The 23,849-nt window shown below is 63.0% G+C and carries 21 protein-coding genes; 13 read left to right on the top strand and 8 right to left on the bottom strand.

The features are described from left to right. The 6 genes from tatB (at position 1) to I6L38_RS18895 (ending at position 8,140) form a co-directional block, all read left to right on the top strand. A complete protein-coding gene (gene tatB / locus I6L38_RS18920) occupies positions 1–450 on the top strand; it encodes a Sec-independent protein translocase protein TatB (protein WP_043169615.1) in 450 nt (149 codons plus the stop codon). Then, positions 447–1,202: a twin-arginine translocase subunit TatC gene (tatC, locus tag I6L38_RS18915; RefSeq protein ID WP_005307280.1), complete on the top strand. Its 756-nt coding sequence runs from the start codon at positions 447–449 to the stop codon at positions 1,200–1,202. The genes tatB and tatC overlap by 4 nt, the downstream gene beginning before the upstream one ends. A 111-nt stretch (positions 1,203–1,313) precedes the next feature. After that, positions 1,314–2,099 carry a TatD family hydrolase gene (locus tag I6L38_RS18910; RefSeq protein ID WP_216988836.1) on the top strand — a complete coding sequence of 262 codons (786 nt, stop codon included), beginning with the start codon at positions 1,314–1,316 and terminating at the stop codon, positions 2,097–2,099. 3 nt (positions 2,100–2,102) lie between these two features. Further along, complete coding sequence (hemB, locus tag I6L38_RS18905) at positions 2,103–3,122, top strand: porphobilinogen synthase (protein ID WP_043169612.1); 1,020 nt, start codon at positions 2,103–2,105, stop codon at positions 3,120–3,122. 227 nt (positions 3,123–3,349) lie between these two features. Beyond that, positions 3,350–5,392 (top strand): oligopeptidase A, encoded by a 2,043-nt coding sequence (gene prlC, locus I6L38_RS18900; RefSeq protein ID WP_010635571.1) that lies wholly within the window; start codon positions 3,350–3,352, stop codon positions 5,390–5,392. A gap of 204 nt (positions 5,393–5,596) precedes the next feature. Further along, positions 5,597–8,140: a bifunctional diguanylate cyclase/phosphodiesterase gene (locus I6L38_RS18895; RefSeq protein ID WP_216988835.1), complete on the top strand. Its 2,544-nt coding sequence runs from the start codon at positions 5,597–5,599 to the stop codon at positions 8,138–8,140. A gap of 3 nt (positions 8,141–8,143) precedes the next feature. Here I6L38_RS18895 and I6L38_RS18890 read toward each other — a convergent pair whose 3' ends face one another. After that, entirely contained in the window at positions 8,144–8,884 is a 741-nt protein-coding gene (locus tag I6L38_RS18890) for an ABC transporter substrate-binding protein (protein WP_010635569.1), read from the bottom strand. Between the two features lie 76 nt (positions 8,885–8,960). Here I6L38_RS18890 and I6L38_RS18885 point away from each other — a divergent pair, with 76 nt between their 5' ends. Beyond that, positions 8,961–9,707, top strand: a complete 747-nt coding sequence (locus I6L38_RS18885) for a class I SAM-dependent methyltransferase (RefSeq protein ID WP_026141452.1) — start codon at positions 8,961–8,963, stop codon at positions 9,705–9,707. Between the two features lie 60 nt (positions 9,708–9,767). Here I6L38_RS18885 and I6L38_RS18880 read toward each other — a convergent pair whose 3' ends face one another. From I6L38_RS18880 to rhlB, 4 genes are all read right to left on the bottom strand, one after another. Continuing rightward, entirely contained in the window at positions 9,768–10,037 is a 270-nt protein-coding gene (locus I6L38_RS18880; RefSeq protein ID WP_017780573.1) for a Rho-binding antiterminator, read from the bottom strand. A 26-nt stretch (positions 10,038–10,063) separates the two neighbouring features. Continuing rightward, complete coding sequence (locus tag I6L38_RS18875; protein ID WP_043147648.1) at positions 10,064–11,053, bottom strand: DUF4382 domain-containing protein; 990 nt, start codon at positions 11,051–11,053, stop codon at positions 10,064–10,066. 195 nt (positions 11,054–11,248) lie between these two features. Beyond that, entirely contained in the window at positions 11,249–12,739 is a 1,491-nt protein-coding gene (gene gppA / locus I6L38_RS18870) for a guanosine-5'-triphosphate,3'-diphosphate diphosphatase (protein ID WP_010635565.1), read from the bottom strand. Positions 12,740–12,752: 13 nt separating this feature from the next. Then, positions 12,753–14,042 (bottom strand): ATP-dependent RNA helicase RhlB, encoded by a 1,290-nt coding sequence (gene rhlB / locus I6L38_RS18865; protein WP_005307299.1) that lies wholly within the window; start codon positions 14,040–14,042, stop codon positions 12,753–12,755. Between the two features lie 113 nt (positions 14,043–14,155). On the opposite strand from rhlB, the gene trxA reads away from it, so the two are divergent. The 5 genes from trxA to fre all read left to right on the top strand — a co-directional run bounded on the left by trxA (position 14,156) and on the right by fre (position 19,449). Beyond that, entirely contained in the window at positions 14,156–14,482 is a 327-nt protein-coding gene (gene trxA / locus I6L38_RS18860; RefSeq protein ID WP_005307306.1) for a thioredoxin TrxA, read from the top strand. Between the two features lie 207 nt (positions 14,483–14,689). Beyond that, positions 14,690–15,955, top strand: a complete 1,266-nt coding sequence (gene rho / locus I6L38_RS18855; RefSeq protein ID WP_005307308.1) for a transcription termination factor Rho — start codon at positions 14,690–14,692, stop codon at positions 15,953–15,955. Between the two features lie 107 nt (positions 15,956–16,062). Further along, positions 16,063–17,082 carry a hypothetical protein gene (locus I6L38_RS18850; protein ID WP_201882907.1) on the top strand — a complete coding sequence of 340 codons (1,020 nt, stop codon included), beginning with the start codon at positions 16,063–16,065 and terminating at the stop codon, positions 17,080–17,082. Positions 17,083–17,112: 30 nt separating this feature from the next. Next, positions 17,113–18,582: a 4-hydroxy-3-polyprenylbenzoate decarboxylase gene (ubiD, locus tag I6L38_RS18845; RefSeq protein WP_005307312.1), complete on the top strand. Its 1,470-nt coding sequence runs from the start codon at positions 17,113–17,115 to the stop codon at positions 18,580–18,582. A gap of 168 nt (positions 18,583–18,750) precedes the next feature. After that, positions 18,751–19,449: an NAD(P)H-flavin reductase gene (fre, locus tag I6L38_RS18840; protein WP_017780576.1), complete on the top strand. Its 699-nt coding sequence runs from the start codon at positions 18,751–18,753 to the stop codon at positions 19,447–19,449. Between the two features lie 125 nt (positions 19,450–19,574). On the opposite strand, the gene I6L38_RS18835 is transcribed toward fre, so the two are convergent. Further along, positions 19,575–19,832, bottom strand: a complete 258-nt coding sequence (locus tag I6L38_RS18835) for an accessory factor UbiK family protein (protein WP_005307315.1) — start codon at positions 19,830–19,832, stop codon at positions 19,575–19,577. A 301-nt stretch (positions 19,833–20,133) separates the two neighbouring features. Between I6L38_RS18835 and I6L38_RS18830 the strand changes: the two genes are divergently transcribed. Next, entirely contained in the window at positions 20,134–22,551 is a 2,418-nt protein-coding gene (locus tag I6L38_RS18830; protein ID WP_201882905.1) for a VolA/Pla-1 family phospholipase, read from the top strand. 138 nt (positions 22,552–22,689) lie between these two features. Here I6L38_RS18830 and glpG read toward each other — a convergent pair whose 3' ends face one another. Together glpG and glpE are read right to left on the bottom strand one after the other, a co-directional pair. Next, positions 22,690–23,523 carry a rhomboid family intramembrane serine protease GlpG gene (glpG, locus tag I6L38_RS18825; protein WP_005307318.1) on the bottom strand — a complete coding sequence of 278 codons (834 nt, stop codon included), beginning with the start codon at positions 23,521–23,523 and terminating at the stop codon, positions 22,690–22,692. Next, a complete protein-coding gene (gene glpE / locus I6L38_RS18820; RefSeq protein WP_005307320.1) occupies positions 23,520–23,843 on the bottom strand; it encodes a thiosulfate sulfurtransferase GlpE in 324 nt (107 codons plus the stop codon). Before glpE ends, glpG begins: the two co-directional genes overlap by 4 nt. Positions 23,844–23,849: the final 6 nt, after the last annotated feature.

Genomic DNA, 23,849 nt, shown 5'->3' with positions numbered 1-23,849 from the left:
ATGTTCGATATCGGTTTCTGGGAGCTGGTTGTCATTGGTGTCGTCGCCCTGGTGGTGCTCGGCCCCGAGCGGCTGCCCGTGGCGATCCGTACCGCCAGCCACTGGATCAGACTGATCCGCAGCACTGCCAACTCGGTCAAGGCCGAGCTGGAGCAGGAGCTCAAGTTGCAGGATCTGCACAACGACCTGAAGAAGGCCGAACAGCTGCAGATGAACAACCTGAGCCCCGAGCTGCAGGAGTCTATCGAGCAGTTGAAAGCGGCCGCACAATCGGTGACCCGTCCATACGAACAGCAAAACACCATCCATCCCGCATCGGCATCGGCCCAGGTGAAGGAGGAGCCGGTGCCGCCAGCCGCCGCGGCGGCCGCGCCGGAACAGACTGCGATCGTGGATGAGCGCTCCGGTGCCCAGCCACATACCGAACAAGGGGAGGTGAAGCAGCCATGAGTCAGGCCGAGCAACCTCTGATCAGCCACCTGGTGGAGCTGAGAACGCGCCTGCTGCGTTCCATCACCGCCATCCTGCTGGTGTTCATCGCGCTGATCTACTTCTCCAACAACATCTACGACTTCGTGGCCCAGCCGCTGCTCAGCCAGCTGCCGGAAGGGACCAGCATGATAGCGACGGACGTGGCGACGCCCTTCCTGACGCCCATCAAGCTGACCCTGGTGGTCTCCTTCTTCGTGGCGATCCCCTATCTGCTCTACCAGGCCTGGGCCTTCATCGCCCCCGGTCTGTACCAGCATGAACGGCGTCTCATCATGCCGCTGGTCGCCTCCAGTGCCGTGTTGTTCTACGCCGGCATGGCGTTTGCCTACTACGTGGTGTTCCCGCTGGTGTTCGGTTTCTTCACCAGCACCGCGCCCGCCGGAGTAACGGTGGCGACCGACATCGCCAGCTATCTGGACTTCGTGCTGACCCTGTTCTTCGCGTTCGGGGTGGCGTTCGAAATTCCGGTAGCCACCATACTGCTGTGCTGGACCGGGGTGACCACCCCCAAGAGCCTGAAGGAGAAACGTCCCTACGTCGTCGTCGGGGTGTTCGTGGTCGGCATGCTGTTGACGCCGCCCGATGTCTTTTCCCAGACCTTGCTCGCGATCCCCATGTGGGCTTTGTGGGAGATAGGTCTGTTCTTCGCCCGCTTCTACGTGAAGAAAGAGGATGAGGAGCAACAGGAATCAACGGAAGAGGGGAGCTGAGGCTCCCTTCCTCTTTTCATGCTCCCGTTCGAGGCGTATGGTAAGGCCCCATCGAGTAGATGGTTTTCAAATACCTGATATGTCTTCCTTTTGTTCGGACCCGCTGACCCCATGATCGACATAGGTGTAAACCTGACCAGCAGCCAGTTCGCCGATGAACAGGCCGATCTGGTGGCCCGCGCCCGCGCCGCCGGGGTGGAGGCGCTGATCCTGACCGGCACCGATCTGGTCGGCAGTCGCGAGAGCGCCACCCTGGCCGCCCGCTGGCCGGGTTACTGCTTCTCCACCGCCGGGCTCCATCCCCACGACGCCAAGAGTGTCGATGAGGCGACCCTGCCCGCCCTGCGCGAGCTGGCGGCGCTGCCACAGGTGGTGGCCATCGGCGAGTGCGGTCTCGACTACAACCGCGACTTCTCGCCCCGTCCGGTGCAGGACGCGGTGTTCGATTCCCAGCTGGCGCTGGCCGCCGAGCTCGGGATGCCGGTGTTTCTCCATTGCCGCGATGCCCACGCCCGTTTCATCGAGATCCTGCGCCCCTGGCTGCCCAAACTGCCGGGGGCCGTGCTGCACTGCTTCACCGGCTCCGATCAAGAGCTGGACCAGTGTCTGGCGCTGGGGCTGCATATCGGGGTGACCGGCTGGCTCTGCGACGAACGCCGTGGTCAGCAGCTGCGCGAGCAGGTGGCCCGCATTCCGGCCGGCCGGCTGATGATAGAGACGGACGCCCCCTACCTGGTGCCGCGGGACCTGAAACCCAGACCCAAACGCAACGAACCCGCTTTTTTGCCGCACATCGCCCAGGTGGTGGCGGCCTGCCGTGGTGAAGCGCCCGAGGCCTTGCTGGCCCATACCCGGGCCACCTCCGCCGCGTTTTTCCAACTTCCTCTTTTGGAGTGACTCATGGCTACAACTCTTCCAGGCACCTTTCCGGGCCGCCGCCTGCGCCGGGTGCGCAAACATGATTTCAGCCGTCGTCTGGTGCGCGAGAACGTACTGACCGCCAATGATCTCATCTACCCCGTGTTCGTGCTGGAGGGGGAGAACCGCCGTGAAGCCGTCCCCTCCATGCCGGGGGTGGAGCGTCTCTCCATCGATCTGTTGCTGGAGGAGGCCGCCGAACTGGTGGCACTTGGCGTGCCGGCCATCGCCCTGTTCCCGGTCACTCCACTCGAGCAGAAGAGCCTGCTGGCGGAAGAGGCCTACAACCCGGACGGGCTGGCCCAGCGCACCGTGCGTGCCTTGAAGGCCCGCTTCCCGGAGCTGGGGGTCATCACCGACGTGGCGCTCGACCCGTTTACCACCCACGGTCAGGACGGCATCATCGATGATGAAGGCTATGTGCTGAACGACATCACCACCGAAATCCTGGTGAAACAGGCGCTCTCCCATGCTGCCGCCGGGGTCGATATCGTGGCGCCATCCGACATGATGGATGGCCGTATCGGTGCCATTCGTGCGGCGCTGGAAGAGAACGGCTTCATCAACACCCAGATCATGGCCTACTCCGCCAAGTACGCTTCCTGCTACTACGGCCCGTTCCGCGACGCGGTCGGCTCGGCCGGCAACCTCGGCAAGAGCAACAAGGCCACCTATCAGATGGATCCGGCCAACAGCAACGAAGCCCTGCACGAGGTGGCGCTGGATATCCAGGAAGGGGCCGACAGCGTGATGGTCAAGCCGGGCATGCCCTATCTGGACGTGATCCGCCAGGTGAAGGATCAGTTCGGCGTGCCGACCTTTGCCTACCAGGTGAGCGGCGAGTACGCCATGCACATGGCGGCGATCCAGAACGGCTGGCTGAAGGAGAAGGAGAGCATCATGGAGTCCCTGCTCTGCTTCAAGCGGGCCGGGGCCGACGGCATCCTCACCTACTTCGCCAAGCGCGTGGCGCAGTGGCTGAAGGAAGATGCCCGGGCCTGATGGCAGGACGCCTTCTATGCAATGCAGACAATGCCGGCCCCGGGGCCGGCATTGTCGTTTCTGGGAGGCTATCTGGTCGTTTTGCGCGCACCTTTTGACCAAATGTGGGCCGCGGCCCTCGCTCTCGATGGCAAAGGCTTGATTAATGGGGTTTCTGCCTACATCTTAGGTAGTCCAAGCAAGCTTCTGGACGGCAGGGGCTGTAGAGAATTTAGAGGTATTGCCGGATGACTAACCCTTTGCTGACAATGGACTCGCTGCCCCCGTTCAGCCAGATCCAGCCCGACCAGGTACAGCCTGCCGTGACGCAGGCTATTGCCGATTGCAAACAGAAGATCAGCGATGTGCTGGCCCAGCGCGAGCCCCATACCTGGGACAGCCTGATCGCCCCGCTGGAAGAAGTAAATGACCGTCTGTCCCGGATCTGGTCGCCGGTCAGCCACCTCAACTCCGTGCTCAACAGCGAGGCGCTGCGCGAGGCCCACGACGCCTGCCTGCCGCTGCTGTCCGAATTCCAGACCTATGTCGGCCAGCACGAAGGGCTCTATCAAGCCTACCTGGCTCTCTCCGAGAGCGACGATTTCCCCCTGCTGAGCGCCGCCCAGCGCAAGGAGATCCAGAATACCCTGCGCGATTTTCGCCTGTCTGGCATCGGCCTGCCTGCCGAGGCACAGCAGCGCTACGGCGAGATCCAGGCCCGTCTCTCCGAGCTGGCATCCCGTTTCAGCAACAACGTGCTGGACGCGACCCAGGGTTGGAGCAAGCTGGTTACCGACGAGGCCGAGCTGGCCGGGCTGCCTGCGAGTGCACAGGCAGCCGCTCGCCAGCTGGCCGAGCTGAAGGGCAAGGAAGGCTGGCTGTTCACTCTGGACATCCCCTCCTACCTGCCGGTGATGATGTATGCCGACAACCGCGCCCTGCGCGCCGAGCTGTACGAGGCCTTCACCACCCGCGCCTCCGACCAGGGGCCGAATGCCGGCAAGTGGGACAACTCCGCCATCATGACCGAGCTGCTCACCCTGCGCCGCGAGCTGGCCCAGCTGCTCGGCTTTGCCAACTACGCCGAGCTCTCCCTTGCCACCAAGATGGCGGACAAGCCGGAGCAGGTGGTGAACTTCCTCACCGATCTGGCGCGCCGCTCCCTGTCGCAGGGCAAGGCCGAGCTCGAAGAGATCCGCGCCTTCGCCAGCGAACAGCACGGCCAGAGCGAGCTGGCGGCCTGGGATATCCCCTATTACGCCGAGAAGCTCAAGCAGCACAAGTTCTCCATCTCCGACGAGCAGCTGCGCCCCTACTTCCCCGCCAGCAAGGTGGTGAAAGGGCTGTTCGAGGTGGTCAAGCGGGTGTTCGGCATGAAGGTGCGCGAGCGCCTCGGCATCGACACCTGGCACCCGGACGTGCGCTTCTACGACATCTTCGATGCCGAGGATGAGCTGCGTGGCAGCTTCTACCTCGACCTCTATGCCCGTGAGCACAAGCAGGGCGGCGCCTGGATGGACGTCTGCCTGGGTCGTCGCTACCGTCAGGACGGTTCGCTGCAAAAGCCGGTGGCCTACCTGACCTGCAACTTCAACGGCCCGGTGGACGGCAAACCTGCCCTGTTCACCCACAACGAAGTGGTCACCCTGTTCCACGAGTTCGGCCACGGCATTCACCACATGCTGACCCGGATCGACGTGGCTGGCGTGGCCGGTATCAACGGCGTGGCCTGGGACGCGGTGGAGCTGCCGAGCCAGTTCCTCGAGAACTGGTGCTGGGAGTCCGAGGCACTGGCCTTCATCTCCGGCCATCACGAGACCGGCGAGCCGCTGCCTGCCGATCTGCTGGAGAAGATGCTGACCGCCCGCAACTTCCAGGCGGCCATGCAGATGCTGCGCCAGCTGGAGTTCGCCCTGTTCGACTTCCGTCTGCACCAGGAGTTTGACCCGGCCAATGCGGATCAGATCCCGGCGCTGCTGGACGAGGTGCGTCGCGAGGTGGCGGTGATGACGCCGCCGGCCTTCAACCGCTTCCAGCACAGCTTCTCCCACATCTTCGCCGGCGGTTATGCGGCGGGCTACTACAGCTACAAGTGGGCGGAAGTGCTCTCCGCCGACGCCTTCTCCCGCTTCGAGGAGGAGGGGATCTTCAACCCGGTGACCGGCCACTCCTTCCTGAAGAACATCCTGGAGAAGGGCGGTTCCAAGGAGCCGATGGAGCTGTTCCGCGCCTTCCGTGGCCGTGAGCCTCAGGTGGATGCCTTGTTGCGCCACAGCGGGATTGCCGCATGAGGCTGCAGGCCCCGCCAGGCGTGAGCTTCAAGCAGGTACACCTCTGCCACAGAGTGCGATCACCGCGTGATTTTTGAGATAAAAAGGGACCTTTTGGTCCCTTTTCTCAAGGCATTTTAATATCTTGCGGATAGCATGTTTGCACTGTTCCCGCCTCTTCAGTAGAGTCGGGGTCTACCTTCCAAGGAGAGAAAGAACCTTGCCATGAGGCGAGCACTCGAGTCTGTCTATCAAATCATCTCAAGTCTGTCTCATTCGAGTGGTCAGGGATATTTCGATACCTTTGTGAGTGAAATCGCAGCAGCGGTCGGGGCCGACTTCGTCCTGATTTCGGGTAGGGATCAAGCGGGGCTCTCCTGCAAGGTGCATGCAACCTATCCTGCCTCTCTCGATACGACCCGCTTCAGTTTTCCGGTCAGCACCACCCTGGGGGAGATCACTCTGCAGGAGGGCGAGGCCTGGTTCAGCGATCGGGTACAGCAGCTGTTTCCCCACGCCGCCGTGTTGCAGGCCTGGCAGATCCAGGCCTATGCCGGCATCGCCCTCAAGAGTGCGCAAGGGGAGACGGTGGGCATCTGCAGCCTGCTGTTCAAGCGGCCGCTCACCAACATGGACAAGGTGATGGGCCTGCTGCGCCTGCTGGCTCCGCTGGCCGGGCGCGAACTGGCGCTGATGCTGCAGCAGCCGGCGCCGCCCCAGCCCGAGTACCACGATTTTCTGCACACCATGATGTCCCACGCCCCGGTGGGGATCGGCAAGCTCGATCTGGACGGCAAGATCCTCTGGACCAATCCGGCCATCGAAAAGATGCTGGGCTACAGCCAGGAGGAGCTGGTTCATCGCAACGCCGCCGAGCTCAATCATCCGGAAGACTGGCTGCGCAGCGTCGCCTGCTATGAAGAGCTCAGACGTGGCGAGCGTACCTCCTTCACCCAGGAAAAGCGTTACCTGCACCGTGACGGCCAGCTGCTGTGGGGGCGGGTCACCGTCACCCTGGTGCGGGACGATCAATTGAAGCCCGACTACCTGATGGTGGTGCTGGAGAACATAGACCCCCTCAAGCGTCACGCCGAGCAGCTCAAGCTCTCCCACCGGGTCTACGACAACCTGTCAGAGGCGATCCTGGTGTGTGACGCCGACAGTCGCATCATCTCGGTCAACCCGGCGTTCGAACAGATCACCGGCTACAGCGAGGAGGAGGTGTGCGGCCAGCGCCCCAGCCTGCTCAAGTCCGGCCTGCACGATCAGGCCTTCTACGCCGACATGTACCACGCTCTGGAGCGGGTGGGGGTGTGGCGCGGCGAGGTGTGGAACAAGCGCAAGAACGGCAAGCTCTACCCCCAGCAGCTGATGATCAGCACCCTGCGGGAAGGGGGGCGCATCAGCCAGTACATCGCCATCTTCAGCGATCTCTCCCAGACCAAGCTGGCGGAGCAGAAGATCGCCGCCCAGGCCAACTACGACAACCTTACCGGGCTGCCCAACCGCTGGCTGTTCGGCCGCTGCCTCAGCCGCTTCTGCGAGCGGGGCGAGCGCTTCGCGCTGATGGTGCTCGACCTCAACAACTTCAAGGCGGTCAACAACAGCATGGATCACCACGCCGGTGACGCCCTGCTGCGGGAGGTGTCGGATCGGCTGGTGAGCCGGGTGCGCACCGAAGATCTGGTGGCCCGCATCGGTGGCGACGAGTTCGCCTTCCTGGTGCCCGGCATTGTCAACCGCCGTCAGGCCGAGGTGTTTGCCAAGCAGGTGGTCGGCGGCTTCGCCCGCCCCTTCATGCTGGCCAACCAGCACCTCTACGTGACGGCCACCATCGGCATCACCCTCTGTCCGGGCGATGGGCTGGAGAGCGACGAGCTGCTGCGCAACGCCGAACAGGCGCTGTTTGCCGCCAAGCGGCAGGGACGGCTGCTCGGCAGCTACTGTGCCTCCATGCGCGAAGAGGTGCGCCAGCGTCACCAGATGCAGCAGGATCTGGCGGAGGCGATCAAGCTCGAGCAGCTGACCATGGCCTACCAGCCGATCTGGGACAACCGCAGCGGCCGGGTCGCCAAGCTGGAGGCGCTGGTGCGCTGGTATCACCCGCACTGGGGTCAGGTGTCGCCGGCGGACTTCATTCCGCTGGCGGAGGAGGCCGGGCTCATCCAGGGGCTAGGGGCGCTGGTGCTGTGGCAGTCGTGCCGGGATCTGGCGCGGCTGCAGCAATCCGGCTTCCCGGATCTGCAGATGTCGATCAACCGCTCCACCCTGGAGTTCCAGACCATAGATCCGGAGGCGAGCGAGTGGCTCAAGGTGATCCACCACTTCGGGCTGGATCCGGCGGACATCGTCATCGAGATCACCGAATCCCTGCTGATGGAGACCAGCGATCAGCACAGGGTGCGGATCGATGCCCTGCGCGAGGCGGGCTGCAAGCTGGCCATCGACGACTTCGGCACCGGCTACTCGGCGCTCAACTATCTGCGCAACTTCCCGGTGGACCTGGTGAAGATCGACCGGGCCTTCGTGCGCCACATCCCGTTCAACGAGCAGGACCGGCTGCTGCTGGACGGCATCATCAACATAGTGCACAACCTCGGCATGCAGGTGGTGATCGAGGGGGTGGAGACCCGCGAGCAGCTCAACTTCCTCTGCCAGAAGGGGTGTGCCTTCACCCAGGGTTATCTGCTGAGCAGGCCGCTCGCCTACGACGACCTCACCGAGTATTTGCAGCTCAACGACAAGAGCATGTTCCTGCAGACCAGTTGATCCTCACTGCGCCGCTTTCATCCTCTCCTGTTTCTCCTTCAGTGTCCGGTAATCCTCCCCGAGATAGCGCAGATAGATGCGATCCAGCACCCCTTCGTCCAGCATCTGTTGCAGCGCTTTGTTGTAGGCGGGCAGCAGGTCAGCCTTCTGCTTGCCGAAGCAGAGGTAGAGCGGGGTCGAGTCGAGAAAGGGGGTGAGCGCGCGGATCTTGACGTCCTGCTCTCTGGAGAGAATGGGGGCCGAGAAGTAATCCAGCACTATCAGGTCGACCCGGCTCTTCTCCAGCATCAGCAGCAGCTGCTTGTCGGAGTGGGCCTTGATGGGCACCCAGCCGGTGAAGTGCTTGATCCTGTCGGTGTAGTCATAGCCCCTGACCATCCCCACTTTCAGCCCCTTGGCCATCTCCCACGAGAAGGTTTGCAGCGGGCTGTCGCTGCGCACATAGGCGGCCAGCGGGTAGAAGGCGGTGGCAAGATCGGAGTGGTAGCAGCCGGGGAGGGGCGCGTTGTCGAGAATGCCGTCCGCCAGCTCGGTGTTGACGTACTGTTCGCAGCGTCCCCACGGCAGTTCGAGCAGGGTGAGCTGCATGCCGAGGCGGTGTGCCACCTCCTGATGGATCTCGACCGATATGCCCTCCATCAGCTTGCCCTGTTCGGCGTAGGAGAAGGGGGGCCAGTCAACGCCACAGACCTTGAGCTGGCCACCGCTCTGGGCGGCAAGCAGCAGGGCGATAAGCAGGTGCATGGGGTTTCCTCCCTACAGCGGCGCAAAGGGGCTGTGATACACTCGGTTCACTGAACTTAGAATGCATCCAGAGCCCATGCAAATCCTCCTCGAAGACCCCGCCAAGGCGGCCCAGGCAGAAGCCCTGAGCAGCCAGCTTGACCAGATCGACCTGCCCCAGTTTGCCCTGGTGTTCACCCCGCAACGGCTGGAGCTGCGCAAGCTGGACGAACCCAAGCTGGGCGCCGTCTACGTGGATTTCGTCGAAGGGGCAGTGGCTCATCGCCGTAAGTTCGGCGGCGGCCGTGGCCAGTCCATCGCCAAGGCGGTGGGGCTCAAGGCGGGCGCCATGCCGACCGTGGTGGATGCCACCGCCGGGCTGGGACGCGATGCCTTCGTGCTCGCCTCCCTCGGCTGCAAGGTGACCATGATCGAGCGCAGCCCCGTGGTGGCCGCTCTGCTGCAGGACGGGTTGGCACGCGCCGCGCAGGATCCCGAGATCGGCCCCTGGGTGCGCGAGCGGATGCAACTGCTGCACGGCCCTGCGGTGGAGACCCTGCTGGGGTTGGCCGAGCGGCCGGATGTCATCTACCTCGATCCCATGTTCCCCCACAAGCAGAAGTCGGCGCTGGTGAAAAAAGAGATGCGGGTGTTCCAGTCGCTGGTGGGGGCGGATCTCGACGCCGATGCCCTGCTGCCGGCGGCGCTCACCATGGCGGACCGGCGGGTAGTGGTGAAGCGGCCGGACTACGCAGGCTGGCTCAACGAGCAGAAGCCGAGCATGGCCATCGAGACCAAGAGCAACCGCTTCGATGTCTACGTGATGGCAGCGTTGGCGGGGTAACGCCGCACGCGAGGGATATAAAGAAGAGGGCCAACCCGATGGGGTTGGCCCTCTTGCCATCTATTGGCTGTCGGCTGGGGCTGGTGGGGCGAAGCGGATCAGCTTCTCCTCCCCCTGCCAGTTGAGCGTCATGGTCGCCAGCTCCGCCAGGCTGAGCCGTTCGCCGCCATGCAGCAGCAGGTACTCGACCCCTTCTCTGGCCTCTATGGTGCGGATCTTGTCCGCCCACTGGCGGCCATCCTTACAGGTGAGGGTGACCGGCAGCTGCCAGCTGGCGGCAATCTCCAGCCAGTCGTAGAGATCGCAACTGATGGGTTGGTATCTGCTCATGCGGTCGTCGTCCCCCTTGTCGCCCGTTACTGGAAGTTGATGCTGGTGGTGGGCGCCACCACCGTCTGGGCTTTCTGTATCTGCACCTGCTGCAGCGGATCGTCGGCCACTGCCGGATCATCCTCGTCGCCGTTGCAGACCAGCACCAGATCGTAGCTGCCGAGATTGACAAATCCCAACTCGTAGCCAAAGCCGCCTCCGGTCTGCGGCAGCACGGGGGCGCTGGCGTAGAAGCCGTTGTCGCTGTCCGCCATGTCGGGATAGGCGTCGTCACCCACCGGGCGCAGCTCGTCATAGAAGTAGACGAATGCTTTGTCGGTCAGCTGACCACCGCACAGCCCGGCCGCGACCGAGCCCTTGACGGTGGCAACCTGGGTGTTGTTCACCAGCCGTACGCCTCTCGGTTTGAGCTTGTAGTACTGCTCGTGGCCTGGCAGCACCATGGACTGGCGCAGATCGAATTCGGTGGTAAAGGCACTGAGGCCGTTGGCGGCGATGGTGAAGGCGTCCAGCTTGAGCTCGCTGCTGGGCACCTCGAGCGGCTTGATCACCCCATCATCCTGCTTGACGTAGGAGTAGGGGGTACCGTCCAGAAACTGGTTGGCGACCTCCCGCCCGTCCAGCACTCGCAGGCGCATCTGGCTGTAGTTGCCGGGCACCACGCTCTGGCTGGCCAGCAGGGGGCGACTGGCGGAACCCTGATAGCTCAGCAGATCGATGTAGGTAAACAGCGGCCTCCCTGCGCTGTCGAGCGGAATGGTCTCGCCGCTCGGGGTGCAACCATCGTCCTGGGCCGAGGTGAGGAAACTGGCGGTGGTCCAGCTCTGCTCGGTGCCGGCGACGGGGTGGATGCTGATGTTGGAGACGGCGATGCAGACCTTGCTGACGCCATCTACCGGGGCGTCGGAGAAGGCCAGCGAGAGCTGGGCCTGTGGTGGCTGGCTGCTGTTGTCGCCGCCCCCGCCGCCGCAGGCGGTGAGCAGGGCGGTCAGTCCGATCAGGGTCAAAGGTTTCATGGCGTCCATTCCGGTTGGTTGTGAAGACAACCCTACTCTAGTCGAACGTAGGCCATGAGGGGGAGGCAGAGCCCAGACGCAAGGGCGGGATCAGCCCGTCAGCCCAATAAAATCAAGGGGCAGGCCTGAGTGGCGTCAGTGCTGGCTGCGAAAGAGATTGTCGGAACCTTGGGGCACTGATTGGGCTGTGCCCAATCAGGCTTCCAGCAGCCGGGTGGGCCAGCCCATCTTCTGCTGGCGCTCCACTTCGAGGCGCAGCTCGCTGGCGCGCAGGTAGTGCTCATCCAGCCACCCCTTGGGCAGGGTCAGCGTCAGAGCCTCGTCATCCGCCTGCAGGGTAAAGATCGGCACAGTGCCCTGGGTGCGGCGCATGCAGAGGATCAGCGCGATGCGCAGGATGCGGGCCAGCCGGATCGCCTGGCGAGCCGTGACGGCACCCTGCTTCTCCAGCGGTTCCAGCTTGAATTCGTCCCGCTGGTTGAACAGCAGGGCCGACAGCAGCTTCTTCTGCGCGGGGGTGAAACCCGGCATGTCGATGTTGTCGATGATGTAGGCGGCGTGTTGCGGCGCCTTCTTGTACTCGATGCACAGACCGATCTCGTGCAGCAGGGCCGCGTAACGCAGGATCGGGCGACCGTAGCGCTTGGAGAGACGCCAGGCCGGCTGCAGCTGGGTGAACGCCTCGATGGCGGTATCGCGTACCCGCTCGGCGTGCTCCTTGTCCAGCTGGTAGCGGCTGATCAGGCTGTCGGCGGTACGATCGCGGGCATCACAGTCGTGATTGTTGCCGAGCAGGCCGTAGATTAAGCCTTCGCGCAGGGCGCCGCCCGCCAGCGTCATGCTCTCGATGCCGAGGGTTTCAAAGATGGCGATCAGGATGGCGAGGCCGGAGGGGAACACGGTCAGCCGCTCGGCGGCCAGCCCTTCCAGTTGCAGCTGGTCGAGCTTGCCGCAGGCGATGGCCTGACCCATCAGCTCCTGCAGCTTAGGCAGGGTGACCCGCTCGCTCTTGCCCTGCGCCAGCATGATCTCCTGCAGCGCCTGCACCGTACCGGAGGCGCCGACGCAGGTGCGCCAGCCGAGCACGCGGTAATCGTCCGCCACCTTCTCCAGCACCGTTTTGGCGGCGGCGATGGCCTGGTTGAAGCGCGCTTCGCTCAGCTCGCCGTCACCGAAGTGGTTGTTGAGCCAGGTGACGCAGCCCATGTGCAGGCTGTTGAGCAGCTTGGCCTCGCTCTGCTCGCCGATCACCAGTTCTGTGCTAGCGCCGCCGATGTCGATCACCAGCCGGTTGCCTTCCCCCGCCGAGGTCCAGGAGACCCCTTCATAGATGGTCTTGGCCTCTTCCTCACCCGAGATGATCTCGATGTTGTGGTTGAGCACCCGTTCCGCTTCACGCAGAAACTCGTCGACGTTGGTGGCCAGCCGCAGGGTCGCGGTGCCGACTACCCGGATGTTGTCGGCCGGAATGTCCTGCAGCTGCTCGGAGAAGAGGCGCAGACAGTCCCAGCCCCGCTCCATGGCGGCACGGCTGAGACGAAAATCGGCATCCAGACCGGCGGCGAGGCGCACCTTGCGCTTGACCTTGGTGACGGTGCGCAAGGCACCGGCGACCTCGCGCACCACCAGCATGTGAAAGCTGTTGGAGCCGAGGTCGATGGCGGCATAGAGAGGCGAGTTGTGCAACTGGGCCTATCCTTCAGCTCTTGCGGGGAGGACGACGGCGGTTGTTGCTGTTGCCACCGCCCTGGCGATCACGCATGTTGCGGTTCACCGGCTGACGGTTGCGGAACACCCGTTTCGGCGCGGTCACGTCATCCAGCAGCGCCTCGCGGTCATACTTGCTGACCGGGATCGGGTGGTGGATGTACTCCTCGATGGCCGGCAGGTTGAAGGCATAGTCTTCACAGGCCAGGCTGATGGAGTGACCGCTCTTGCCGGCACGACCGGTACGACCGATGCGGTGTACGTAGTCCTCGGCGTCGTCGGGCAGGTCGTAGTTAAAGACGTGGGTCACGTCAGGGATGTGCAGACCACGGGCGGCCACGTCGGTGGCAACCAGGATGTCTACCGCACCCTTGGTGAAGTCTTCCAGGATTTTCATCCGCTTCTTCTGTGGCACGTCGCCGGTCAGCAGACCGACACGGTGGCCGTCATTCTCCAGCCAGGCGTGAACGTCTTCACAGACGTGCTTGGTGTTGGCGAAGACGATGGCTTTCTCCGGCCACTCCTCTTCCATCAGGGAGAGCAGCAGCAACATCTTGTCTTCGTTGGAAGGGTAGAAGAGCTCTTCTTTGATTCGTACGCCGGTCATCTGCTCCGGCTCGACCTGCACATGTTCCGGGTGGTTCATGTGTTCGTAGGCCAGCTCCTGCACCCGCAGGGAGAGGGTGGCGGAGAACAGCATGCTCAGACGCTCGGTGGCGGGCGGCATGCGGCGGAACAGGAAACGGATGTCCTTGATGAAGCCGAGATCGAACATGCGATCCGCTTCGTCCAGCACCACGACCTGGATGTTGCTCAGATCGATGACCTTGGACTTGAAGTAGTCGATGATGCGGCCTGTGGTGCCGATCAGGATGTCGACACCCTGCTCCAGCACGGCCAGCTGCTTGTCGTACCCTTCACCGCCGTAGGCGAGGCCGAGCTTGAGGCCGGTCGAGGCGGCCATGCTGTCGGCATCGTTGTAAATCTGTACTGCCAGTTCCCGGGTCGGGGCCATGATGATGGCGCGCGGCTGATTGATGAGGCGCGGCTTGGTCAGCGGGTGGGTCAGCAGATAGTTGAAGGTGGCAGCCAGGAAGGCGATGGTTTTGCCGGTACCCGTCTGGGCTTGGCCGGCGAGGTCATGGCCTTCTACCAGCAGCGGCAGAGAGAGTGCCTGGATGGGGGTGCAATAGTGAAATCCCTTTGATTCCAGACCAGCCAGAACTTCGGGTTCGAGGCCCATTTGGGCGAATTTGTCGGTCGTTAAGTGTGTTTTGCTCATGGCGGTAGGTTATCAGGTTAGGCTTGCAATAATAAACAGGATCATTTCAAATAGGGCAACTATTGCCTTTGTTGATACGTCAATAAAGCCTTAATTACTGACTGGAGTTGGAGATGAGTGACAAGATTGTTCAGCTGAGCGATGCCAGCTTCGAGGCAGATGTAATCAAAGCCGATGGCGCCGTTCTGGTCGACTTCTGGGCCGAATGGTGTGGTCCGTGCAAGATGATTGCCCCGATCCTGAACGAAGTCGCCCAAGAGTATGCCGGTCGTGTGACCGTGGCGAAATTGAACATCGACCATAACGCCGACACTCCGCCCAAATATGGCATTCGTGGTATTCCGACCCTCTTGCTGTTCAAGAATGGCGAAGTGGCAGCGACCAAGGTCGGCGCCCTGTCCAAGACTCAGCTGAAAGAGTTCCTGGACGGCAACCTGTAATAATCATCGAGGAGCGCATTGCAATAATGCGCTCCTTCTGTTTTATCACCTAGACGCTCACCCCGATTGGTGCTAATTTATCGCTCGTTTGCTAACCTTTTTGCCTGACTCTTTGCTCACACATCAGCCCGGCAAATCAAATCCGATCAGCATCAATCCAGCAGACTGTCTCCTCATTTCAATCCTTGCTTACAGACTTTCACCACTATGAATCTGACTGAATTAAAGAACACTCCTGTGTCCGAGCTGGTACAGCTTGGCGAATCCATGGGGTTGGAAAATCTGGCTCGGGCGCACAAGAAAGACATTATTTTCGCGATCCTCAAGGCGCACGCCAAGGGTGGCGAGGATATCTTCGGCGACGGTGTGCTGGAAATCCTGACCGATGGTTTCGGCTTCCTGCGTAGTGCAGACGGCTCCTACCTGGCCGGCCCGGACGACATCTACGTCTCCCCGAGCCAGATCCGCCGCTTCAACCTGCGCACCGGCGATACCATCTCCGGCAAGATCCGGCCGCCGAAAGAGGGCGAACGCTACTTCGCGCTGCTCAAGGTCAACGAGGTCAACTACGACCGTCCGGAAAACTCCCGCAACAAGATCCTGTTTGAAAACCTCACTCCGCTGCACGCCAACGAGCGTCTGCGCATGGAGCGTGGCAACGGTTCCACCGAAGACATCACCGCCCGCGTACTGGATCTGGCATCCCCGATCGGTAAAGGCCAGCGCGGCCTCATCGTCGCACCGCCCAAGGCCGGTAAGACCATGCTGCTGCAGAACATCGCCCAGAGCATCGCCTACAACCACCCTGACTGCGAACTGATCGTCCTGCTGATCGACGAGCGTCCGGAAGAGGTGACCGAGATGCAGCGGATGGTGAAGGGCGAAGTGATCGCCTCCACCTTCGACGAGCCGGCTTCCCGTCACGTCCAGGTCGCCGAAATGGTGATCGAGAAGGCCAAGCGTCTGGTCGAGCACAAGAAGGACGTGGTGATCCTGCTGGACTCCATCACCCGTCTGGCCCGAGCCTACAACACCGTCATCCCGTCATCCGGCAAGGTACTGACCGGTGGTGTGGACGCCAACGCCCTGCACCGTCCGAAGCGCTTCTTCGGTGCCGCGCGCAATGTTGAAGAGGGCGGCAGCCTGACCATCATCGCCACCGCGCTGATCGATACCGGCTCCAAGATGGATGAAGTCATCTACGAAGAGTTCAAGGGCACCGGCAACATGGAACTGCACCTCTCGCGCAAGATCGCCGAGAAGCGCGTTTACCCGGCCATCGACATCACCCGCTCCGGTACCCGCAAGGAAGAGCTGCTGACCACCGGCGACGAGCTGCAGAAGATGTGGATCCTGCGCAAGATTGTCCACCCGATGGGCGAGATCGACGGCATCGAGTTCCTCATCGACAAGCTGGCGATGACCAAGACCAACGACGAGTTCTTCGACGCCATGCGGCGCCAGCAGAAGTAACCGACTCGAAAAATGATGAAACCGCGGCCCAGGTCGCGGTTTTTGTTTATCTATTTTGCGGTCGCCTGAGTAGTATGAAACCTCGATGTCACAAGGATAGGGACGTCATGAAGCATGTACTCCTGATTATGCTGAGCTGGCTGCTGGTGCCGCCAGCTTTGGCGGGCCAGACTCCGTCCACCGGGACGGCGCCCCGCGTCGCGCTGGTGGCCGACGAGGGACTGCAGGGCCACCTCGACTACCTGACCGGCCGCTTGCAGCAGGGACAGTTTGCCGCCATCGATTCCCTGCTGGACTCTCTGGCCGTGGGGCAGCGGGAGTATCTGCTGTGCCAGCTGCTTGCCACCCTCGATGGTCAGCCCAGGGCTGACAGCCCGCAACTGCTGGCCTGGGTGCGTGCCCAGTCGTTCAAGGCCCCCAGCTGGCTGGTGGAGAAAGAGGTGGACGGCTTTCTGGTGCAGCAACCCGCCTACGACTTTGCCGCCGCGGCGCGGCAGGTGCTGAGCCGCTGGCAACTGCAGGCCTGGCAGGACAACTACCGCCAGCTGCTGGAGGCGAACCGCTTCGAGTTCAAGCAGATTTACAACAGCCGCAATCCGGATCTGGCCCAGCAACAGCAGGCGCTGCTGAACGTGCTCGCCGAGCAGCCTGTCGCCGTGCTGCAGCGCGAGGCGCACAAGCTGGCCGGCCTGAACATCTTCCTGCCCGACAACCGCTTGCTGCGGCTGCTGGCTGAGCGTACCGGCGACAGTGCCCTCTATCAGAGGTTGTGGCGCCAACCGGCGGATCACGACAGCGTGGCGGCCCTGGCCAGCGTGGGGCGCTTTCATCAGGGTCAGACGGCGAGCGATCTGCTGATCGCCGCCAGCCGCAACGCCTCCCTCAAACAGACCGCCCTGCACCAGCTCAGTCAGCTTTCGCCGCTGCCCGACACGGCCCAGCAGTTCCTGCTGGCGGAGCTGGGCAACCGCCAGTACAGCGGTCAGGTGGCCAGCCTGCTGTTGCAGGTGGACGAGCCGAGGCTGCTGGCCCAGCTTGCCGATCGGCTGACCCGGCAGGAAAAGCGTCATGCAAGTCCGATGGTGCAACCCGAACCGGGTACACCCGCCGGCTCCCCGGAGTTATAATGCGGCATCGCCTGCACACAGGGTACCTGCATGAAATACAAGGATTTGCGTGATTTCATCGCGCAGCTGGAACAAAGCGGACAACTCAAGCGCATCACGCGCGAGATAGACCCCTATCTGGAGATGACCGAGATCAGCGACCGCACCCTGCGTGCGGGTGGGCCGGCCCTGCTGTTCGAAAATCCCAAGGGTTACGCCATGCCGGTGCTGACCAACCTGTTCGGCACCCCGGATCGGGTCGCCATGGGCATGGGCCAGCCCAACGTGGCCGCCTTGCGCCAGGTGGGGACCTGGCTCTCCTACCTGAAAGAGCCTGAGCCGCCCCGTGGCTTCAAGGAGCTGATGGAGAAGCTGCCGATCTTCAAGCAGGTACTCAACATGCCGACCAAGCGTCTCTCGTCCGCCCCCTGCCAGCAGCGGGTGCTGGAGGGAGAGGCGGTCGATCTGGACCAGATCCCGATCCAGCACTGCTGGCCTGGCGACGTGGCGCCGCTGGTCACCTGGGGGCTCACCATCACCCGCGGCCCCTACAAGAAACGGCAGAACCTCGGCATCTATCGTCAGCAGAAGATCGGCAAGAACAAGCTGATCATGCGCTGGCTGGATCACCGCGGCGGTGCCATCGATTTTCGCGAGTGGCAGGAGGCCCATCCGGGTGAGCGCTTCCCGGTGGCGGTGGCGCTGGGCGCCGATCCGGCGACCATCCTCGGCGCGGTGACGCCGGTGCCGGATACCCTCTCCGAATACGCCTTCGCCGGTCTGCTGCGTGGCAGCCGTACCGAGGTGGTGAAGGCCATCAGCTGCGATCTGGAGGTGCCAGCCAGCGCCGAGATCGTGCTGGAAGGCTATCTGGAGCCGGGCGAGCTGGCCCCCGAGGGGCCCTATGGCGATCACACCGGCTACTACAACGAGGTGGACGAGTTCCCGGTCTTCACCATCACCCACATGACGATGCGCAAGGATGCCATCTATCACAGCACCTACACCGGCCGTCCGCCCGATGAGCCGGCGGTGCTGGGGGTGGCGCTCAACGAGGTATTCGTGCCGCTGTTGCAGAAGCAGTTCCCCGAGATCGTGGACTTCTACCTGCCGCCGGAGGGGTGCTCCTACCGGATGGCGGTGGTGACCATCAAGAAGCGCTATCCGGGCCACGCCAAGCGGGTGATGCTGGGGGTCTGGTCCTTCCTGCGCCAGTTCATGTACACCAAGTTCGTGATCGTCTGCGACGATGACATCAACGCCCGCGACTGGAAGGACGTGATTTGGGCCATCACTACCCGGATGGATCCGGCCCGCGATACCACCCTGATCGAGCACACCCCGATCGACTACCTGGACTTCGCCTCGCCGGTCTCCGGCCTCGGCTCCAAGATGGGGCTGGACGCCACCAACAAGTGGCCGGGAGAGACCAACCGCGAGTGGGGTCAGCCCATCGTCCAGGACGAGGCGGTGAAGCAGAAGATCGATGCCCTCTGGGACGAGCTGAACATTCTCGGTTGATGAGCGGCGGCCGGCCCGGCGGGCCGTGCCGCCTGGCCGGGATGCAAAAGATTGATGCCATTTGAGCTGAATTGGGTATGCTCGACTGACCTGACCACTCTGCTGGTCGCCAGTCCACAGTGAATCAAGAGCGAAAGCGGGCCGAACGAGCCCGTCACAAGGATAAGAATGCAACGTATCAAGTGCCGCGTAGAGGAACTGCGCGAATATGTCGACACCATCTGGCACGTGGCCCTGACGCCGCTGCAAGAGGTCAGCTTCAAGCCGGGCCAGTATCTGCTGGTGGTGATGAGTGATTCGGACAAGCGTCCCTTCTCCATCGCCAACTCGCCGACCCGCCCTGGCGTGCTGGAGCTGCAGATCGGCGCCACCCCGGAGAACGCCTATGCCGGCCAGGTGCTGGCCCGCATGCGCGAGCAGGGGGAGATCGAGATTGAGCTGGCGGCGGGCAAGGCCTTCCTGCGGGAAGAGTCACCCCGGCCGCTGATCCTGATGGCAGGCGGCACCGGTTTCTCCTACGCCCGCGCCATTCTGGAATACCTGATCGACAGCGGCAGCAAGCGCCCGGTGTTCTTCTACTGGGGCGTGCGCCAGGCGCACTGGCTCTACGAGCAGGAGCAGATGCAGCAGTGGGAGCGCGACTACGCCCCGCTCACCTACATCCCTGTGGTGCAGGAGCCGGAGAGCGACTGGACCGGCAAGACCGGGCTGGTGCACAAGGCCATCATGGATGACTTCGTCAGCCTGCACGACTACGACATCTATGTCGCCGGTCGCTTCGAGATGGCGGGTGCGGCGCGGGAGGAGTTCAAGATTCTGGGGGCCGAGCCGGAGCGCATCTTCGGCGACGCCTACGAATTCATCTGAGTTCGGCATGAGGCCGGTCACGTAACCGGGAAGGCCTCGCTAGATCTGCCTGCCGCAGCTTGCTTTGCGGCAGGTCAGAAACAACAAACCCCAGCCTGGCTGGGGTTTGCTTTATGGGGGCAGTGTTATTCGCCCTTGGCGCCGAGCTGCTGCTCGAGCTGGGCCAGCTTGGCCTCGAGGGCGGTCAGCTTCTCGCGGGTGCGCAGCAGCACCTTGGTCTGCACGTCAAACTCTTCGCGACTGACCAGATCCAGCTTGCCGAGCTGGGACTGCAGCACCTGACGGATCTTCTTCTCCACCTCTTCACCCATGCTGCGAATGCCGGGCGGCAGGGAGTTGTGCACCTGTTTGGCGATCTCTTCCAGTTTCTTCGGGTCGATCATGTGGTTCTCCTTAAGCAATGCGCCATTCTACCGGCAAATGATCCGCTTTGCCGAGATCGGGGGTCGCTTTTTGCCATCTGGCGTACAAGTGACCGCTGGTCGGGTCTGGTATCCGGGATGAAGCTGTTAACCTATCGAGTCCCGTTTCTATTCCAATTCCTTGATGCTGTACACAAAAAAAGCAGATCAGATGACCGACCAGCTACTTAATAATTGTTGCGTTGCTGTTAAGATGTACCGGTCGGGTTTTTACCCAACGCCGTCAGCATTTCATGGATAACAACTAAAAAGAGATAAGGATATGAAAAAGAAGCTAATTTATGCCGCAGTCGTCAGTGCTATGCTGGCCGGCTGTGGTGGCAGTGACGATAACAAAGGCGACACCTCCAGCTATCTCGACTATCTGTTGACCGGTTCCAACGCAGTGCGCCCCAGTGCCCTGGCGGCCCGCGCCAGCGATGGCACCCTGAAATTCTCCACCGAAACGGCGGATCTCTCCAACCCGGTGTCGGCCATGTCGACCCTGGATGGCTGGTCCACGACCCAGGCCATCCAGATCGTGCCCGTCACCTCGTCCGGCATCACTGTCCAGGCACCGGCTGCCGCCGAGTTTGCCGCCTCGGTGGCCCCGCTCTACCTGCTGGAGCTGAGCTTTGACAGCACAGCCCTGCGCCCGAGCGGCGTGAAGAAGGTGCTGACCTACGGGGTGGACTTCGTGGTGGCCGCCTCGGCTGGCAAGCTGAACCTGGTACCGCTCAAGCCGCTGAACCCCTCCTCCTACTACATGATCGTGGCCACAGACTCCCTCAAGGACAGCAACGGCAACGCGGTCAAGGCCGGCAGCGACTACGGCAACTACAAGAACAACGTCGGCAGCAATGCCCAGGAGCAGACCATCAACGGTCTGATCGCCCTGCAGGAGGGCCTGTTCAAGGCCGCCACCGGCGTCTCCACCGATCACGTCATCTTCTCCGACTGGTTCGGTACCCAGTCCGGTGCCGATGTGCTGGTGGCGGTGAAAGGGGCTGCGGCATCTGTGCTGAAGAGCCCGACCCTGGACGCGGCCGCCCTGTGGAAGCAGGATGCCAAGGGCAACACCAGCCTGCCCGGCACCTACACCCTGGCCGTGACCGGCAGCAACCCCTTCCTGACCCAGCTGGACGCCGAACAGTTCCTGCCGCAGGAGCAGAAAGATGCGCTGGCCACCGCCTTCGGCCCTGGCGCCCCGCTCAACGGGCTGGCCCAGCTGACCACTGTCTATACCGGTACCGTCAAGCTGCCCTACTTCCTCTCCTCGCCGGCCACCGCCGGTTCCTGGGACAAGGCCAAGACCCAGTCCTGGCACGGTGCCATCCCCAGCCTGTACGCCATCGCCAATGCCCTGAAAGCGTCCGACAGCGAAGTGATCGCCGGGCTGGTGGGCGCGGGCGTGGATCCGGCCCTGCTGGCGACGCTGATTGCCGATCCGACCCGCCAGAGCGAGCTGCTGGCCGAGGCGAGCAAGCTGATCGGGGTGACTCTCACCTCCGGCGGCAAGCCGCTGGATGCCGAGCAGAACATCGGCCGCTTCAACCCGCTGCCCATGCTGGAAGAGGTGCAGTCGGTGCCGATGCGCGTCTTCGCCAAGGATGCCCTCAACACCATCACCGACGTGATCATCTATCAGCACGGCGTCACCTCGGTGAAAGAGAACGCCTATGCGCTGGCGCTGGGCCAGATCTATGCCGGCATGCAGGCAGGCAAGAAGGTGGCGCTGGTGGTGATCGATCACCCGCTGCACGGTGAGCGCGGCTTCGCCCTGAGTGGCAGCATGGATACAGTCACCACCTCCGACAACCCGACCCCCTACCTGAACCTGAGCTACCTGACCGTGGCCCGCGACAACCTGAAACAGAGCGTGGCGGATCTGCTGGGCCTGCGTCTGGCGGTCGGTCTGGCCAATGGCAAGGGCGTCATCGGCAGCGCCGGCAGCCTCAAGGTGCACTTCCTGGGCCACTCCCTGGGCGCCATCTCCGGCACCAACCTGCTGGCGGTCGCCAACCAGTCCATCGGCAATGCCCAGGCGGATGCCCTGTTCAAGTTCGATACCGGTGGCCTGGCCATGCCGGGTGGCGGCATAGCGCCGCTGTTGCTGAACTCGCCGACCTTCGGTCCGACCATCAAGATGGGCGTGCTGACCAGCGGCAGTGCCGAGCTGAAAGCGGGCTTTACCGCCTACGCCCCCAGCTGCAAGACCGAGGTGCCGACCTGCTTCGTCAACGAGTTCCTGCCGAGCCTGAGCGCCACCCAGCAGGCCGCTGCGGCCAGCACGCTGCAGAGCTACAGCTTCGCGGCCCAGTCGGTACTGGATTCGGCTGACCCGATCAACCTCGGCAGCGGCATCAAGAGCGACTTCCCGCTGTTCGCCACCGAGATCGTTGGCGATGGCGCGCTGAGCCTGTCGGATCAGGTGATCCCGAACAGCATCGCCTCCACCCCGCTGGGCGGCACCGAGCCGCTGTTCAAGGTGCTGGCGCTGCAACCGCTGACCGCCACCGGTGCGGCCAGCCACAACGCAGCCCGCTTCGTGGCTGGTGGCCACAGCTCGCTGCTGGCACCGGACGAGAACTTCGATCCGAGCGGCGACGTGACCACCGAAATGCAGTCAGAGTTCGCCAGCTTCTTCATGAGCGGCGGCACTGCGGTCAAGGTGACCGATCCCACCCTGCTCAAGCAGTAAGCCAGTCGGCCAATAAAAACGCCGCCCCTCGGGGCGGCGTTTTTTTTCGTGTATAGCACTTGTCGCCGGTTCAGACTGGCCAGGTTGGTGGCCGCTATGGCTGGCAAGCTGATTGCTCACCTCGATGACCACTCCCACTCAGGCAGGCTGGTGGTGTCTGTCCAGCCAGCCCTGCAGCAGGCCGACCAGCAGGCCCGCCAGGTGGGCCATGTTGGCGGTACGGGTGCCGAGCAGATCGAAGAAACCGAGTGCCAGCCAGAACAGCATGAAGCCCATCAGTGCTGGCGGCAGGGTGAGGCCGCAGGCCGGCTGCAACTTGCTGCGCAGCCAGCAGTAGCCGAGCAGGGCATAGACCACCCCGGAGAGGCCGCCAAACAGCGGGCCGCTGGCGAAAAACTCGGCCAGGTTGGGCAGGGCGGCGCCTACCAGCAGCAGGATCAGCAGCTTGCCGCTGCCGAGTCGCTGTTCAATCTGGCCCCCCAGATACCACCACCACAGCAGATTGAACACCAGGTGCAACACCGAGAAGTGGATGAAGGCCGGGGTGAAGTAGCGCCACGCCTGCCAGTCGGTGAACTGGGCCAGGGTCGGGTGAAAGGCCAGCTCGTCGAAGATCGGCAGGCCGATGGCGTCGAGTCCGTAGATGGCCAGACAGGCGATGATCACCACCAGGGTCAGCGGCCCCGCCTGATGCAGGAAGTCGGTGACCGGGTCGCTCATCCCCTTGCTGTAGTCGATGCGGGCATCGGCCCGGCCGGACTGCCAGGAGGCCTCCATGTAGCGGGGATGGCTCGGCTCGGCCAGGAAGCGCTTCACCTCCTGCTGGGCCTGGGCGAGGCGCTGCTCGTCCGCCAGCCAGATGGTGACCCCCAACTCCGACTGGGTCAGCTCGCACGAGATGCCGAGGGTGGAGAGGTAGTCCACCAGCGCCTGGGCCATGCGGGCGTTGTCGAGCACCAGCAGCTGGATCATGCGTCGCCCGCCTGGATCGGGAACTCCCTGCGCCACGCCTCGAAGCCGCCGTCCAGGCTGTAGACCTCATCGTACCCCTGTTGCAGCAGGTACTGGGCGGCGCCCTGGCTGCTGTTGCCGTGGTAGCACATCACGATCACCGGGGTGTCGAAGTCCACCTCGTTCATGAAACGCACCAGAGTGCCGTTGGTGAGGTGAAAGGCACCGACCGCGTGGGCCGTCTCGAACGACTGGGGGTCGCGAATATCCACCAGGCGGGCTTCACCGGCGCTGAGCTTCTGGTGGGCATCATGGGCACTGATATGGGCAAACTGGTCCATTAACAT

It is taken from the genome of Aeromonas sp. FDAARGOS 1408 (assembly GCF_019048665.1).
GTDB lineage: Bacteria > Pseudomonadota > Gammaproteobacteria > Enterobacterales > Aeromonadaceae > Aeromonas > Aeromonas dhakensis.
Note: the sequence above shows the minus strand (reverse complement) of the source record. Positions and strands in the feature narration are given on the sequence as shown.